We start from the raw sequence: 12,929 nt of genomic DNA on the forward strand, positions 1-12,929 counted from the left end.
CAATTTTGCGTAAGTCCTATAGATATTTTTTGATATGTTGCATTGCATCGAAAATTATTTTCGAAAAAGACTTAAGTCGACCTGTTTCGTAGCCGTTAAAGAGGTGTACGGATAAGGGGGATTGTCATGGATATCAAAGGAATTGCCAACGTTGCAACAACGTTGGCTGAGGTTGGTACTAGTCAGGCTGTCAGTATTGCTGTGCTGAAAAAGGCAAACGATATTCAGGCAGAGAGTGCAACCGCACTGATAGAGGCGATACCGGATAATAAGGCGACTTCGAATCTGCCATCTCATCTTGGTCGTAACGTGAATACCACAGCCTGATCTCGGAACGGATCTGATTGGCTCAAAACAGCGCACATCTTGTGCGCTGTTTTTCTTTTATGCCCGTGATTTTGCGCAAGCAAAACCCTCGCGCTTCCTTCATAATTCCGCTTTGTGACCCGGTATGGTCTGTTTATGTATGAGAGGAATGCTATGGCTGAAGTGCAATGGGGATGGTCGGACAGACTGAGTTTGCCATATCCGGCAATGGATGAAACACACCAGGAGTTTGTCGAGCTGTGCGCGGCGTTATCGGAGGATAATCCGGCGACTTTTCTGCAACGTCTGGATGCCTTAATAGAACATTCAGTAGCGCACTTTGAACAGGAAAATACCTGGATGGCCGAGACAGATTTCCCACCTAAGGGATGTCACGAGCAGGAACACAATGCCGTGTTAGAGATTATGCGCGAAGTGCGTCTGCGCTGCGAAGCTGGTGATAGCGAGTTGGGTACCCGACTGGCAGAAGAATTGCCACACTGGTTTGAGCACCATGTGGATACAATGGATAACATGCTGGCCAGGCATATGGCGGCATTGCAAAAAGAAGCAAGCGCTGTGACAGCCTGAAATTCACTGGCTGTTGGCACTGTATGCACAACAGCCAGCATCATCTGTTCATATCAAACTGTGCAGATAAGGTCTGATATGAACAGTTTGATTTCATTATGCTCTGGTCTCAGGCATGTACAGTGATCACAATGTCACCTAACTGTACGCGCTGACCTGCGCGGATTTTTGCCGTTTTCCTCAATTCCTGTTGTCCATCTACGCGCACATCGCCGCTGGCAACGATCATTTTCCCGGCACCACCGCTGTCACACAATCCAGCTACTTTGAGTAACTGGTTTAATTCTATAAATTCCCCCTCCAGGGCGAAGCTGATCTGCTGACTCATATCTATACTCAATTAATTCAGAAAGTGCGCAAGGATACACCAAAATTCAGGCGGGACTGTTCAAACTTTTCCTATTCTGACAGGTGCAGACTGATGCAAGAGATACAGGATTTAGCGGTAGGATCTGACTTGCAAACATGTACATTCATAGTAGGATGTTTTCTAAGCATAGAAAATTTTTTTTCTTTGTGTGTAAGTAATCCGGCGAGCCAGGCGACTAAGGCTTGCAGGTTCCCTTTTTTAATTTAGGAGATAGAGATGAGTAACAAAGCTTTGATCGCAATAGCATTGGCTGGTTTGGTCACTTCGGCTGTTGCAGTGGCCGCGGATGATGCGAAAGCACCGGCAAAAACTGAAAAATGTTATGGCGTTGCAAAAGCCGGTCAGAATGACTGCGCGACTAAAACCGGTAGCCATTCCTGCGCAGGACAGGCAAAAAAAGATAATGATCCTAATGAATGGAAAAAAGTACCTGCCGGTTCTTGCGAAAAAATGGGCGGTAAAACTGAAGCGCCAAAAAGCTGACCCGTCAGACATCACACACTGATTTTTCATTTGTCCGTTTTTTAAGCAAGCTCACATGCAATCATCATCCGCAACTGCTATCGAAGGTTTTGGTGTAGGTCTCAGAACTTGTCACTACCGGGATTTTTTAAACGCTCCACAGGCGGTAGATTGGTTAGAGGTCCATACTGAAAACTATATGGGAGACGGCGGATATGATTTGCATGTGTTAGAAGTGCTACGCAAGGATTACCCCATCAGTCTGCACGGTGTAGGCATGGGGTTAGGCTCGGCATCTGCCACCGGTGCAGGGCAGGAACAGCATCTGCAAGGTCTGAAACGATTGATAGACAGAGTAGAGCCTGGCCTGGTGTCCGAGCACTTGTGCTGGAATGCTGTGCACAATCACTTTCTGAATGACTTACTCCCTTTACCCTTAAGCAGTGTCGCCTTGCAATTAATGTGCGAGCGCGTAGATCGCATGCAGGATGTGCTGCAGCGCCGGGTGCTGATTGAAAATGTGTCCACCTATGTGCGTTTTGCTGCTGATCAGATGAGTGAAGCTGCATTTCTCGCAGAGCTGGTTCACAAAACAGGCTGTGGTGTTTTGTTGGATATAAATAACTTATATGTCAATCAGGTCAATCATGGTGAGAGTGCCATTGAAGCGTTACGGATTTACGCAGACTTGCCTGCTAGTACAGTAGGGGAGATACATCTGGCCGGACATTTGGATGCCGGAACTTGCCTGATTGATCATCATGGCAGCTGTGTTCATGATCAGGTCTGGAATCTGTATCAATTAGCCTGTCAGCAATTGTCTTACCAGGTTCCTGTTCTTATTGAATGGGATACGGATATTCCTGACTTGCATGTGTTGCTTGAAGAGGCGACTAAGGCAAGGCAACTGTCTGCACCGCAGCTGGCTGAGGTGAGCTCATGAAGCCAGAACTGTTTGAGTTGCAACAAAGCTTTGCCAGGGCATTGCAAAATGTACAGCAGGTGCCTGATTTATTACCTCAGCTTCAGCCTCATACCGAGTTGCAGGACAGGTTGGCCATCTATCGCGGCAATTATGCTGCGCTGACGCTGCGCGCATTGGAGTCCGCGTATCCGGTGCTCAGATGTCTGGTTGGCGAAGATTTTTTTGCACAAATGGCCAAGGCGTTTGCGCTGGCGCATCCGTCTGATTCCGGTGATATGCATCGCTTTGGCGCTGCCTTAGCACGCTTTTTGGGTGAGGCTGAACTGGATCCAAAATATGCGTATTTTGTGGATGTGGCGCGCCTGGAATGGCAAGTGCATAGGGCTTATTTCGCGACAAATGCGGCTGCCTTGTCACTGACTGATTTGATTCGAAAAGCTGGCGAAATGGAGCAGGAACTGACCGCTGTCAGACCTGTGCTTCATCCGGCATGTCAGTTATTCCGTTCGGAGTCAGGCGCAATCGATGTCTGGCTTGCGCACCAAGAGACAAGTGAAAAAGCCGACCCAGATCAACATGAACTGTTGTTGCCAGTAAATTTGGAGCGGAATTTAGGCGTGCTGAGTCGCGTCAACTGGAAGATCCAGGTACATCGCATCGAAGAGCCGGCTTGGCTGGCATTGGAGCAGATACAAAGCGGGGTAAGTCTGGAGCAGGCATTTGAAGTTGCTTTACAGGCCCAGGCTGATTTCGATGTGGCCCAAGGCTTACGGCAATGGCTGGACTGGGGCTGTTTTGCTGATGTCCTGACTCAATAAATCTAATTAGCTTTTCATAATTCAATAGCATTGTTTTTTGGTGATTTGCTGCAATGCAGTGAAGTTGCAAGTTGTTCCCAGAATAAGCAATGCAGATCCTACGTGAAATCGAAATCGGAACACACCATGAACATATTTAAATTAGCCGCCGGGCTGGAAAATGAATTCGGAAATCGCATGCAGCAATGGTTGCAGCCCTTGGCCTTGCTAGCAATACGCTGCTTTGTAGCCTGGCAATTCTTTAAGGCGGGACTGTTGAAGGTCCAGGACTGGGAGTTGACGCTGTCCTTGTTCAGGGAAGAATATCAGGTACCTTTGCTATCTCCGGAACTGGCGGCGCTGCTGGGAACAGCGGGGGAATTAGTGTTGCCACTGTTTCTGATTGCCGGCTTGTTTTCCCGTCCTGCAGCATGCGGGTTATTCATGGTGAATCTGATGGCGGTGATCTCCTATCCTTTGTTGTGGACTCTGGACTGCCCAGCAGCAATTCGCGACCATTTTTATTGGGGCGGAATGTTGCTGCTGATGATAGTAATGGGACCAGGGCGACTGAGTCTGGATGGATTCTTTAAAAACGCTTCGTCCAAATCTGCATAGTATTAGCACGCAATTTGATTTAAGCCAGATTTGGCTGCATTGTGCTGGCATTGATTTTTTTGTGAGCAGGTCTATAATGCGCATCCCTTACCAAAGGTCAATGCTGATTTAGGGGAAAAAATAATTTAAGAGTATTTACTCTAGATTTGTAATTAAATCTATTCAGCTATTTGACCTGATGCGATACTTCATGTGAGTTTTTAGAACGCTCGTGCCATTACATGGTAATAAACAAGCGTGCGCTTCTTGTGACTTACAAACATAATTCTTACAGGAGACAACAATGCGTCAACATTCAGTAATGCTGACACTGATATCCGCTGCAGTTTTATCTGCTTGCGGTGGCAGTGGCACCCCAGGCCCAGCCGTCGACAATTCGATGGCACGTGGTACTCTGGTTGCAAATCCACCTAATCTGGTACCGATTCCTCAGGCGAATGGTACAGCTGTCACTAAGCTGGATCCGGTTGTCTTTAAGGGCATGTTAGAGGCAGCTAAGCCAGGCTTCACGCAGCTGACTGGCGTGCCTAAGTGCGAAATTTCCACTTACTACATGAAATACATTACCGTTGGTGGAGCGAACGAACCTACCAATGCGACTGGCGCGATTATGGTTCCATCCGGTAGCGATCCAGCCTGTACCGGCCCACGTCCGGTTCTGCTGTACGCACATGGAACTACGACCGACAAGGCTTTCAATATGTCGAATCTGCGTGACAACCAGGAAGCCACCCTGGTCGCTGCTATGTATGCGGCTCAAGGCTTTATCGTAGTTGCGTCTAACTATGCGGGTTACGACGTTTCTTCACTGAGCTACCATCCTTATCTGAATGCAGAACAGCAAGCCAACGATATGGTTGATTCCCTGCGTGCTGCACGCAAGGCTTTCCCTGTGATTGGTGCCCAAGACTCCGGTAAGCTGGTACTGACTGGCTATTCTCAAGGTGGTCACGTTGCGATGGCAACCCAGCGCGCAATGCAGACAACTTACGCTTCTGAATTTAAAGTAAGTGCTCTTGCTGGTATGTCCGGTCCATATGCACTGGCAATGTTGGGCGATGCTGTATTCGGTGGCGCGCCTAATGCTGGCGGTACTGTATTTACACCAATGTTGACGACCAGTTTCCAGAAGTCTTATGGCGGTATTTACAACTCTCCAGGCGACATCTACGAAGATAAATACGCTACAGGAATCGAGTCCTTACTGCCAGGCAGCCTGAGCTTCAGTGAGTTGTTTACTACAGGTAAATTGCCACAACTGGCGATGTTTGCAGCCGACTCGCTGCCAGCCGCAAAGCCTGGATTCGGTGCATTCTTTGGTGCAGGAAATCTGGTTAAAACCAGCTATCGCAATGCCTATGTTGCTGACCTGGTGCAAAATCCTTGCGGCGCAAACCCTGCTGATCCATTGAACTGCGCTCCTGCTAACGGATTGCGTAAAGCCGGTGTTAAGAATGACTTACGTAACTACGTACCTCAAGTGCCAACCATGCTGTGCGGTGGCAATGCAGATCCAACCGTCTTCTTTGTGAGCACTCAAGCAACAGCTGGCTATTTCCTCGCAAAAGGCTTGCCTTCCGCTGCCCTAACCGTGTTAGACGTGGACTCTGCTCCGACTGGTGTAAGTGACCCATTTGCAGCTGCTAAAGTTGGCTTCGCGCAAACTAAAAAGGCAGCGATCGATGCTGCTATCGCTGCAAAGCAGGATCCGACTCAGGCAATCGCAAGCGCTTATCACGGCACTTTAGTTCCACCATTCTGCAATGCTGCAGCACGTGGCTTCTTCCAACAAGTTTTGGCTAAATAAGCGTGGAGATCACTCAAATGATGAAAACTAAATTGGCTGCGGCCGCTTTGTTTGCCCTCGCTTCCAGCTCAGCGTTTGCTTACGACTATACTGTGCGTGGTGGTGTGATTGGTATCAATATTCACTCAGAATCGCCAGATTTCACCAGTAACGGTCCTGCATTTCTGACGCCTCAGCCTGCGGGTCTGACAGTCGGCAATGCGAAAACGCTGTTGTTTGGTCTGACCAAAAAACTCAACGATAACTTTGAGCTGGATTTCGTTGCTGGCTTGCCGCCAGAGCATGAGGTCTATGGTCGTGGCGTATTGGCACCATACGGTGTGATTGCTCGTGTGAAGCAACGCGCACCGACGGTATTTGTGAACTATAAGTTCGGTGCGCCGAGCTCAAGTTTCCGTCCTTTTGTCGGTCTGGGTATCAATTACACACAGTTCTTTGATGCTAAAACCACACCATTAAACGACATCGCTGTAGGCGGACCAACTAAGCTGAACCTGACAAGTTCGTTTGGTCTGGCGGCTCAGGTTGGTGCGACTTATCAGTTGAACGAACGCTGGTCTGTGACTGCTTCTGTCGCAACAGCTAAAGTGAAAACGGATATGACAGCAATAACAGGTAGTATTGAACGTAAAACTACGGTTGACTTTAAGCCTGTTGTGGTTGCGGTAGGTGTTGGCTATAGCTTCTGGTAATTCCAGTCCTGAGTCATAAAAAATAAAAAACCCGGATACGCATCAGTCGTATCCGGGTTTTTTTTGTTTTAGCCCGCCAAATCTTTTACAGTCTCTGGATGATGGTAAGCTGCCGGTCGCAGTCTTACACGGCTACCTGATTGCGTCCCGCCTCTTTGGCGCGGTATAAGGCTTGATCTGCTGCTTCTATCAATGCGCTGTAGTCTTGCTCCTCGCTCAGGGTCGCGACACCAAATGAGCCTGTAATGTGTGGTAGCGCCTTATTGTGTTCATGAAAGACCCTGGCCTTAGCCAACCTGTTACACAGCCTTTGCGCAACCGTAAACGCTTGTTTTTGCGCTGTTCCAGGTAGGATTACCATCATTTCCTCGCCACCATAGCGGGCTGCAAAGTCGGTCGGCCTGAGGCCTGCATTCAATACCTTGGCAGCAGTTTGCAGTGCATCGTCACCCAATACATGTCCATAGGTATCATTGAAGCGCTTAAAGTGATCCAGGTCGACCAGTATGATGCTGAGCGGGGTAGCGCTGGCCTGCGCCTGTTGTACCAAGGCAGGCAGCTGGCTGTTGAGCCATGCACGGTTATGTAGTCCGGTTAAGCCGTCGACCATCGATAATTGGCGATAGAATTCGCCCACCTTCTGGCGACTGCGTATCTGCGCATTGGCTGCACGTATCCGGAACGACAGCAGTTGCAGCAGATTCCTGGCGACGCCATTGGACTCTTCAATCAGACGCCACATTGTTTCTGCTTCTATCACCAGCAATTCACTGTCCTGTATCGCAGTGACGGTGGCAGAGTGGGTTTCTTCATCCAGCACCGATAGCTCACCTACGCATTCTCCGGGCAGGTATTGAGTAATCGTATTTTCGATATGATTATTATCGTCGTTGAGCTTACTGATACCGAGTGCGCCTTGCAATACCACATACAGTCGTGAGCCTGAGCTATTGGCATCAAGCACGATTTGTCCGGTTCTGGCGCTGACTACCGCGCAGTGACTCAGAATGTGGCGGATCAGTGGTAAATTTTGTTCAGGAATATCGCGGAATAACTGTATATCTTCGACCCGGTAATGCGTTTGATTGAAAACCATTAACTGTTCCAACATTGATTTATCCAGATACATAGTACTCACAAAAAAATTTGATTCAGTGCTTCACAGCGCATTTCAGTTTCCCGGAAAATACTCAGGCATTCTTTTTCATCCAGAGCTAGCGTATCCCAAGCTTGCTGCGACAGCAAGGGGACTGCATCATTTTCCTGGCCATTCAGATCCAGCGCATGCACCATACTGTTAGCAACGTGGATGACCGAGGCGAGCGGATGAATATCTTCCAGGTCTGGCTGGTGGTGGCCGCGTATCGCATCCTGCACCGCTTCTGCGAAGTGCCAGTGTTGTGCTAGTGCCAGCCCGGCTTCGACATGATTCGTCTGTAAAACACTGTTTTCTGCTTCGATCAGCGCGCAATCCAGTGTGACTTTGGTTTGAATGACTTGCGCATAGGCAGATGGATTATGCGTCACCAGCACCAGTCGCCCTATGTCATGCAGCAATCCGGCCGTGAATGCAAAGTCATGCTTCATATGCAGGGCACGTGAAATTAGTTCGGCGCAGACCGCTGTAGCAGTGCTATGGCGCCAGAAAGAACGAAAATCAAAGCCAGGGCAGTTAACTATTGGGAATTGACGTGACATGACAGAAGTACGGATCACATTCTTTATATTTCTGACGCCAAGTAAGGCAGTTGCTTGCTGTATGGTGACGACTCTGGAGTTGGTGCCGAAATGGGAGGAGTTTGCCAGACGCAGAATTTTGGCTGTAATGGATTGGTCCATAGCAATTTTTTCATTCATGCTATCCATGCTGGATTCATCATTACTGAGGTCGGCAAGTAGCTCGTGGGCGACCTCGGGCAAAGTTGGCAGATCCCGGATGTGACGAATGATTTCACTCATCCCTGTCGTCTCGATATTGCTCATGATGCGAGTCCCTCGCGATAATGCACGATGAATTGTTTAAGTGTCTGCATCGCGCCTTCTTCGGTAGCATGCCGGAACAAATAGTCTAAGCGCTTTAGCTGGTGCTGCAGTTCCTCCGCATCCACTTTCTGCTCACCGGCTTCAGCGACTATGCTAAGTAAATGCACGTCATGGTGGGCGATTGCCTTGATGGTAGCCTCCGTCAGGCTGACGCCCGCAGGCAGTAAAACGTGTCCCATCTTGTCGAGCAGGTCATCCGCCAGTACCATGCCTGCCTCGAGCTTATTCAGTGGGAGATAGCGACTGTGCTTGCTCATTGTTTTGCCTCCGTCTTTACGGGCTGTGCTGCTGCCAGACAACCCGTTCGGGGTTCAGATTGCGAAGTGCTTAGCTTGCCTACTTATTATTGCAAACCATTAATATGAGCATATATGACAAACTTCGCAATGCCTAGCCCCAATTATGTGCAATTTGTTATGATCTGCTGCAAATAGGAAGCTGGGGAAATAATGCGTATCTGGACATCGTTGCAGTCTGTCAGGCGGCCGCGCTTAATGCTGGCCATATTTTTGGGGATGTTCAGCAGTGTCTTGTGGCCTGAGAGCTGGCGCATGTCGACGCGCGTCTTGTTGAGCTGGGATGTTACTGCCTGGACTTATCTGGTGCTGATGGGGTGGATGATGTCACGTGCAAGGCCAGAGCAAGTGATGGAGATGGCCGAGAAAGAAGATGAAAGCGCAGTCGCAATCCTGACCCTGATTTCTGTTTGCGCCAGCATCAGTCTGGCTGCCATTGTGATTGAATTGGCAGGCATACAGGGAGCGGCAGCCGAGGTGAAGTTCTACCATTATGCGCTGACAGGTGTGACTGTGATCGGGGCCTGGGCACTGGTGCCGGTAGTCTTTAGCTTTCATTACGCTTTATTGTTTTATGCCTCACCGGAGCAGCAGCGTGCCTTGAAGTTCCCGGATCTGGAGTGTATTCCGGATTTCTGGGATTTCCTGTATTTTTCTTTCACTATTGCAGTCGCAGCGCAGACTTCAGATGTCAGTGTGATGTCTGGCAGTGCGCGTAAAACAGTTTTATTTCAATCTGTACTGAGTTTCTTCTTTAATGTCGCGATACTTGGTTTTTCGATTAATATCGCCGCCAGCCTGGTCAGCGCTTGACGCAGGCATTTTTGCACAGGTGCTATGCCTGTGTCTTTCCTGATGTTCAATGGCATCAATGGATATTTTTTCTCAAGTGAACGCATGCTACTTAACTATATCTGGATCAGTTTTTTTCTGATCAGCTTTCTTGCCTCTCTGTTGCAATTCCTTGTTTTCGGCGATGTCGACGTTTTCAAACGCATTATGGATGGTACGTTTGAATCTGCCCGTATGGGTGTGATGGACATCGCATTGCCACTGGCGGGGGTGATGACGCTGTGGCTGGGTATTATGAATGTCGGAGAAAAAGCAGGTGCCATCCAGTTTTTTGCGCGCATCATAGGTCCGTTTTTTTCGCGGATTTTTCCTGGCGTGCCTGCCGATCATCCGGCCAACGGACATATGGTAATGAACTTTTCGGCGAATTTATTGGGGCTGGACAATGCCGCCACGCCGTTTGGGCTGAAAGCGATGGAGAGTTTGCAGACCTTGAATCCGAATAAGGACGAGGCGACCGATGCGCAGATTATGTTCCTGGTACTGCATACTTCCGGCCTGACTCTGATACCGCTTTCTATCATGGCGCAACGTGCCATCCTGGGGGCGCAAAATCCTTCGGATATTTTCATTCCCTGCCTGATCGCTACCTACGTCGCTACGATAGTCGGTCTGATCGCCGTCGCCATTTGTCAGCGCATTAATCTGCTGAACCGGGTAGTGCTGGGATGGTTAGGTGGTATCAGTGCCGCCATCATCAGTTTGGTCTGGTATATGAGTCATTTCATGAACCGGACTGAGATCGAAGTTTTCTCGAAAGTCAGCAGTAATCTGCTGCTGTTCTCCATCATCGTTGTCTTCATACTCGGGGCCATGCGAAAAAAAGTGAATGTGTATGAAGCATTCATAGAAGGGGCGAAGGGGGGGATGCAAACTTCACTGACTATCATTCCCTATCTGGTTGGCATGCTGGTGGCCATCGGTGTGTTACGCAATGCCGGTGTGCTGGGTATGGTGGTCTCAGGCTTTACCTGGCTGTTTTCACGGTTGGGTATCAATACCGATTTTACTTCTGCTTTGCCGACTGCGTTAATGAAGCCGTTCAGCAGCAGTGGTTCACGTGCATTGATGGTGGACGCCATGAAAACCTATGGTGTTGATTCCTTTGTGGGCAGGCTGACCTGTATATTTCAGGGTTCAGCTGACACGACCTTTTACATCGTCGCATTGTATTTTGGATCGGTTGGTATACGTAAGACCCGCTATGCGATTTCGGTTGGTCTGATCGCAGATTTTGCTGGCGTGATCGCTGCGATTTTTGTTGCTTACCTGTTTTTTCATTGAGCTGATCAACGAAGCAGCCATCATAGTGATGGCTGCTTGCTCAGGACTTATTTGGGAATGATGCTGGTTTTGTAGACCGGATATTGCTGGTAATTCTGATCCCAGGAACTGTGACGTTTTGCGAAAAACTCCAGCCGTGCGGCCGGATTTTTGGCAAAGGCCGGATCAGACTTCAACTTTTGCGCAAATTCTTTTTTCAGTTCCGGATCTGCCGCCAGCTGTTCTCTGGCGACGTCTTCCGCCACATAAGCTTCCATGTATTCTTTTTGTTCAAAGGCGTTATTGAACATGCCCCAGTTGACCAATGCGTCTGCCGAGGCGGGTTCGAATAATGTGGCAACCAACGCTGACTTTGGTTGTGCCGACGGAATGAATAATGAGGCTTTGCCAAAATTAGCAGTCGCGGTTTTCCATTCGCCTTGTAGCTTCAATTGCTGATGTGACTCAAAGGAGTGGCTGGCAAATTTCGCCTGGCTGGTTTGAAAGCGTTCTACCGCAACATCACTGAGTGGTGCGCTCAGAGACTGAAACTGTATGCCATGCAGCCTGAGTTTTTCCAGCACCGGTTTGGCATAGGCGGCAGGTACCAGGTAGCCGCCTGCAGGTAATTGTATCTGTGCGTCAGGGATAACCTCGTCGCGCAGTTTGACTTTCCATAACTGTGGTTTGCTTTCGTCATAGCGCGTCATCAGCGCGCCTGATATCTCAGACATGGTACGTGTATAAGCATAGCCACGGAAATTGATTTGTTTGTAGTTCTCAGTCGTTTTGTAAGTGACTGGCAGCTTGTTACCTGCTGCATTGACGGCACGCATATCAGCCTGCTCAGCGAGTTTTTTCCATTCGTTGCCATGACGCGCTACCTGATTCAGGATGGCGTAAATACTGTTTTTTGTGATTTTTACCCGGGTTGCATACTCTTTCCAGGAATGGGTTTCCACCAAAATGCCAAAGCGATTTCTGAGCAGAAAATAGCCATTCGAAAAGCGCGCGCCGGGGACGCCATCGATGAAGCCGGATTGCGGATCATCTTCTTCCGCAAAAGACATATAAAACGGCTGTGGCAAAGAGCCACTTTTCTCCAGCTCCGTGATGACGCTGTCGCGTAAGGCTTTACCGCTGCGTCGCAATTCTGCATCGCCCGCATTCACAGGTTCGACCTGAATTGAAATATCGTGTTCGAATTTTGCGCCATCCGTCACATGTAAATCAGCGCTGACCAGCGGATCCCACAGATTGATCAGCCTGAGCATGGCCTGCATTTCAGGTGCATCTGCTTTGATGTAATCGCGGTTCAGGTTGAAGTTTTGTGCTGTCGTGCGCCATCCCATTTCTTCTGGTCCACGCTGATTTGGACGATTCCATTTGCCGAAGCGTTCGTGTCCATCAACATTAAACACCGGTACGAACAACAAGACCTGCCTGTCGAGCAAATCGCTGCCCTGATTTTGTGCCAGTAATTCTTTGAGAACTAAGAAGCCCGCATCTTTTCCATCGATTTCACCAGCATGTATGCCAGCCTGTATCAGTGTGACCGGGATTTGTTTTTCTTTGACAGCCAGTGGTGTCAGCGCGCCGGTTTTGGTCACCAGCATCGCCAGCAAGGGCCGTCCTTCGGGACTGCGGCCAAATTCCTGGCAGCGTACAAATTTAGGATAATTTTTTTGGAAATTCCGGCACAGAGTTTCTACCTCATCGTAGCGACCGGTTTTTTGAAATTGCGACTTTTCTGCGAGTGTGGTGATGCTTTCTGCGGCGAGGGCAGTACCGCCAGTCATGAGACTGGCGATCAGGAAGGGCAGTAATTTCATGGCTGAGCCTGGTAATGATGAGAACACAGATTGTCAAATCGTATCGTCGAATGTTGACGATACGCAATCTTACAG

The 12,929-nt window shown here is 49.0% G+C and carries 15 protein-coding genes; 10 read left to right on the top strand and 5 right to left on the bottom strand.

Going from position 1 to position 12,929, the window contains the following annotated elements:
- Positions 1-126 precede the first annotated feature (126 nt).
- Positions 127-327, top strand: a complete 201-nt coding sequence (locus tag EYB48_RS10090) for a YjfB family protein (RefSeq protein ID WP_162020205.1) — start codon at positions 127-129, stop codon at positions 325-327.
- A gap of 153 nt (positions 328-480) precedes the next feature.
- The gene (locus EYB48_RS10095; RefSeq protein WP_162020206.1) at positions 481-897 is read left to right on the top strand and encodes a hemerythrin domain-containing protein; all 417 of its coding nucleotides are present in this window, start codon (positions 481-483) and stop codon (positions 895-897) included.
- 109 nt (positions 898-1,006) lie between these two features.
- Here EYB48_RS10095 and EYB48_RS10100 read toward each other — a convergent pair whose 3' ends face one another.
- A complete protein-coding gene (locus EYB48_RS10100) occupies positions 1,007-1,225 on the bottom strand; it encodes an RNA-binding S4 domain-containing protein (RefSeq protein WP_162020207.1) in 219 nt (72 codons plus the stop codon).
- Positions 1,226-1,483: 258 nt separating this feature from the next.
- Between EYB48_RS10100 and EYB48_RS10105 the strand changes: the two genes are divergently transcribed.
- The 6 genes from EYB48_RS10105 (at position 1,484) to EYB48_RS10130 (ending at position 6,568) form a co-directional block, all read left to right on the top strand.
- A complete protein-coding gene (locus EYB48_RS10105; protein WP_162020208.1) occupies positions 1,484-1,750 on the top strand; it encodes a BufA1 family periplasmic bufferin-type metallophore in 267 nt (88 codons plus the stop codon).
- Between the two features lie 55 nt (positions 1,751-1,805).
- Complete coding sequence (gene bufB, locus EYB48_RS10110) at positions 1,806-2,672, top strand: MNIO family bufferin maturase (protein WP_162020209.1); 867 nt, start codon at positions 1,806-1,808, stop codon at positions 2,670-2,672.
- Positions 2,669-3,472, top strand: coding sequence for an HvfC/BufC N-terminal domain-containing protein (locus EYB48_RS10115; RefSeq protein ID WP_162020210.1), 804 nt, complete (start codon positions 2,669-2,671; stop codon positions 3,470-3,472). The genes bufB and EYB48_RS10115 overlap by 4 nt, the downstream gene beginning before the upstream one ends.
- Before the next feature lie 126 nt (positions 3,473-3,598).
- Entirely contained in the window at positions 3,599-4,069 is a 471-nt protein-coding gene (locus EYB48_RS10120; RefSeq protein ID WP_162020211.1) for a DoxX family protein, read from the top strand.
- Between the two features lie 283 nt (positions 4,070-4,352).
- On the top strand, positions 4,353-5,876 hold the full coding sequence (locus EYB48_RS10125; protein ID WP_162020212.1) for an alpha/beta hydrolase family protein: 1,524 nt from the start codon (positions 4,353-4,355) through the stop codon (positions 5,874-5,876).
- A 17-nt stretch (positions 5,877-5,893) separates the two neighbouring features.
- On the top strand, positions 5,894-6,568 hold the full coding sequence (locus tag EYB48_RS10130) for an OmpW/AlkL family protein (RefSeq protein ID WP_162020213.1): 675 nt from the start codon (positions 5,894-5,896) through the stop codon (positions 6,566-6,568).
- 124 nt (positions 6,569-6,692) lie between these two features.
- Here the strand turns inward: EYB48_RS10130 and EYB48_RS10135 are convergent, their stop codons facing one another.
- Genes EYB48_RS10135 through EYB48_RS10145 form a run of 3 tightly spaced genes read right to left on the bottom strand, consistent with a single transcriptional unit; the run spans position 6,693 to position 8,868 of the window.
- Positions 6,693-7,664: a GGDEF domain-containing protein gene (locus tag EYB48_RS10135; protein ID WP_235935019.1), complete on the bottom strand. Its 972-nt coding sequence runs from the start codon at positions 7,662-7,664 to the stop codon at positions 6,693-6,695.
- Positions 7,665-7,702: 38 nt separating this feature from the next.
- Positions 7,703-8,551 carry an HDOD domain-containing protein gene (locus EYB48_RS10140; RefSeq protein WP_162020214.1) on the bottom strand — a complete coding sequence of 283 codons (849 nt, stop codon included), beginning with the start codon at positions 8,549-8,551 and terminating at the stop codon, positions 7,703-7,705.
- Positions 8,548-8,868: a hypothetical protein gene (locus EYB48_RS10145; protein ID WP_162020215.1), complete on the bottom strand. Its 321-nt coding sequence runs from the start codon at positions 8,866-8,868 to the stop codon at positions 8,548-8,550. The genes EYB48_RS10140 and EYB48_RS10145 overlap by 4 nt, the downstream gene beginning before the upstream one ends.
- Before the next feature lie 192 nt (positions 8,869-9,060).
- Here EYB48_RS10145 and EYB48_RS10150 point away from each other — a divergent pair, with 192 nt between their 5' ends.
- Both EYB48_RS10150 and EYB48_RS10155 read left to right on the top strand, forming a co-directional pair.
- Complete coding sequence (locus EYB48_RS10150; RefSeq protein ID WP_162020216.1) at positions 9,061-9,720, top strand: DUF1345 domain-containing protein; 660 nt, start codon at positions 9,061-9,063, stop codon at positions 9,718-9,720.
- Between the two features lie 84 nt (positions 9,721-9,804).
- Positions 9,805-11,043, top strand: coding sequence for a nucleoside recognition domain-containing protein (locus tag EYB48_RS10155; protein WP_162020329.1), 1,239 nt, complete (start codon positions 9,805-9,807; stop codon positions 11,041-11,043).
- Between the two features lie 47 nt (positions 11,044-11,090).
- On the opposite strand, the gene EYB48_RS10160 is transcribed toward EYB48_RS10155, so the two are convergent.
- Entirely contained in the window at positions 11,091-12,854 is a 1,764-nt protein-coding gene (locus EYB48_RS10160; protein ID WP_162020217.1) for a M14 family metallopeptidase, read from the bottom strand.
- Positions 12,855-12,929: the final 75 nt, after the last annotated feature.

Origin of the sequence: Cognatundibacterium crateris, assembly GCF_010078235.1 — a bacterium.
Lineage (GTDB): Bacteria > Pseudomonadota > Gammaproteobacteria > Burkholderiales > Burkholderiaceae_D > Undibacterium > Undibacterium crateris.

Bases quoted from the DNA above. Each gene is read 5' to 3' on its own strand.
- EYB48_RS10090 (WP_162020205.1), top strand. From the start codon at position 127: ATGGATATCAAAGGAATTGCCAACGTTGCAACAACGTTGGCTGAGGTT.
- EYB48_RS10095 (WP_162020206.1), top strand. From the start codon at position 481: ATGGCTGAAGTGCAATGGGGATGGTCGGACAGACTGAGTTTGCCATAT.
- EYB48_RS10100 (WP_162020207.1), bottom strand. From the start codon at position 1,225: ATGAGTCAGCAGATCAGCTTCGCCCTGGAGGGGGAATTTATAGAATTA.
- EYB48_RS10105 (WP_162020208.1), top strand. From the start codon at position 1,484: ATGAGTAACAAAGCTTTGATCGCAATAGCATTGGCTGGTTTGGTCACT.
- bufB (WP_162020209.1), top strand. From the start codon at position 1,806: ATGCAATCATCATCCGCAACTGCTATCGAAGGTTTTGGTGTAGGTCTC.
- EYB48_RS10115 (WP_162020210.1), top strand. From the start codon at position 2,669: ATGAAGCCAGAACTGTTTGAGTTGCAACAAAGCTTTGCCAGGGCATTG.
- EYB48_RS10120 (WP_162020211.1), top strand. From the start codon at position 3,599: ATGAACATATTTAAATTAGCCGCCGGGCTGGAAAATGAATTCGGAAAT.
- EYB48_RS10125 (WP_162020212.1), top strand. From the start codon at position 4,353: ATGCGTCAACATTCAGTAATGCTGACACTGATATCCGCTGCAGTTTTA.
- EYB48_RS10130 (WP_162020213.1), top strand. From the start codon at position 5,894: ATGATGAAAACTAAATTGGCTGCGGCCGCTTTGTTTGCCCTCGCTTCC.
- EYB48_RS10135 (WP_235935019.1), bottom strand. From the start codon at position 7,664: ATGGTTTTCAATCAAACGCATTACCGGGTCGAAGATATACAGTTATTC.
- EYB48_RS10140 (WP_162020214.1), bottom strand. From the start codon at position 8,551: ATGAGCAATATCGAGACGACAGGGATGAGTGAAATCATTCGTCACATC.
- EYB48_RS10145 (WP_162020215.1), bottom strand. From the start codon at position 8,868: ATGAGCAAGCACAGTCGCTATCTCCCACTGAATAAGCTCGAGGCAGGC.
- EYB48_RS10150 (WP_162020216.1), top strand. From the start codon at position 9,061: ATGCGTATCTGGACATCGTTGCAGTCTGTCAGGCGGCCGCGCTTAATG.
- EYB48_RS10155 (WP_162020329.1), top strand. From the start codon at position 9,805: ATGCTACTTAACTATATCTGGATCAGTTTTTTTCTGATCAGCTTTCTT.
- EYB48_RS10160 (WP_162020217.1), bottom strand. From the start codon at position 12,854: ATGAAATTACTGCCCTTCCTGATCGCCAGTCTCATGACTGGCGGTACT.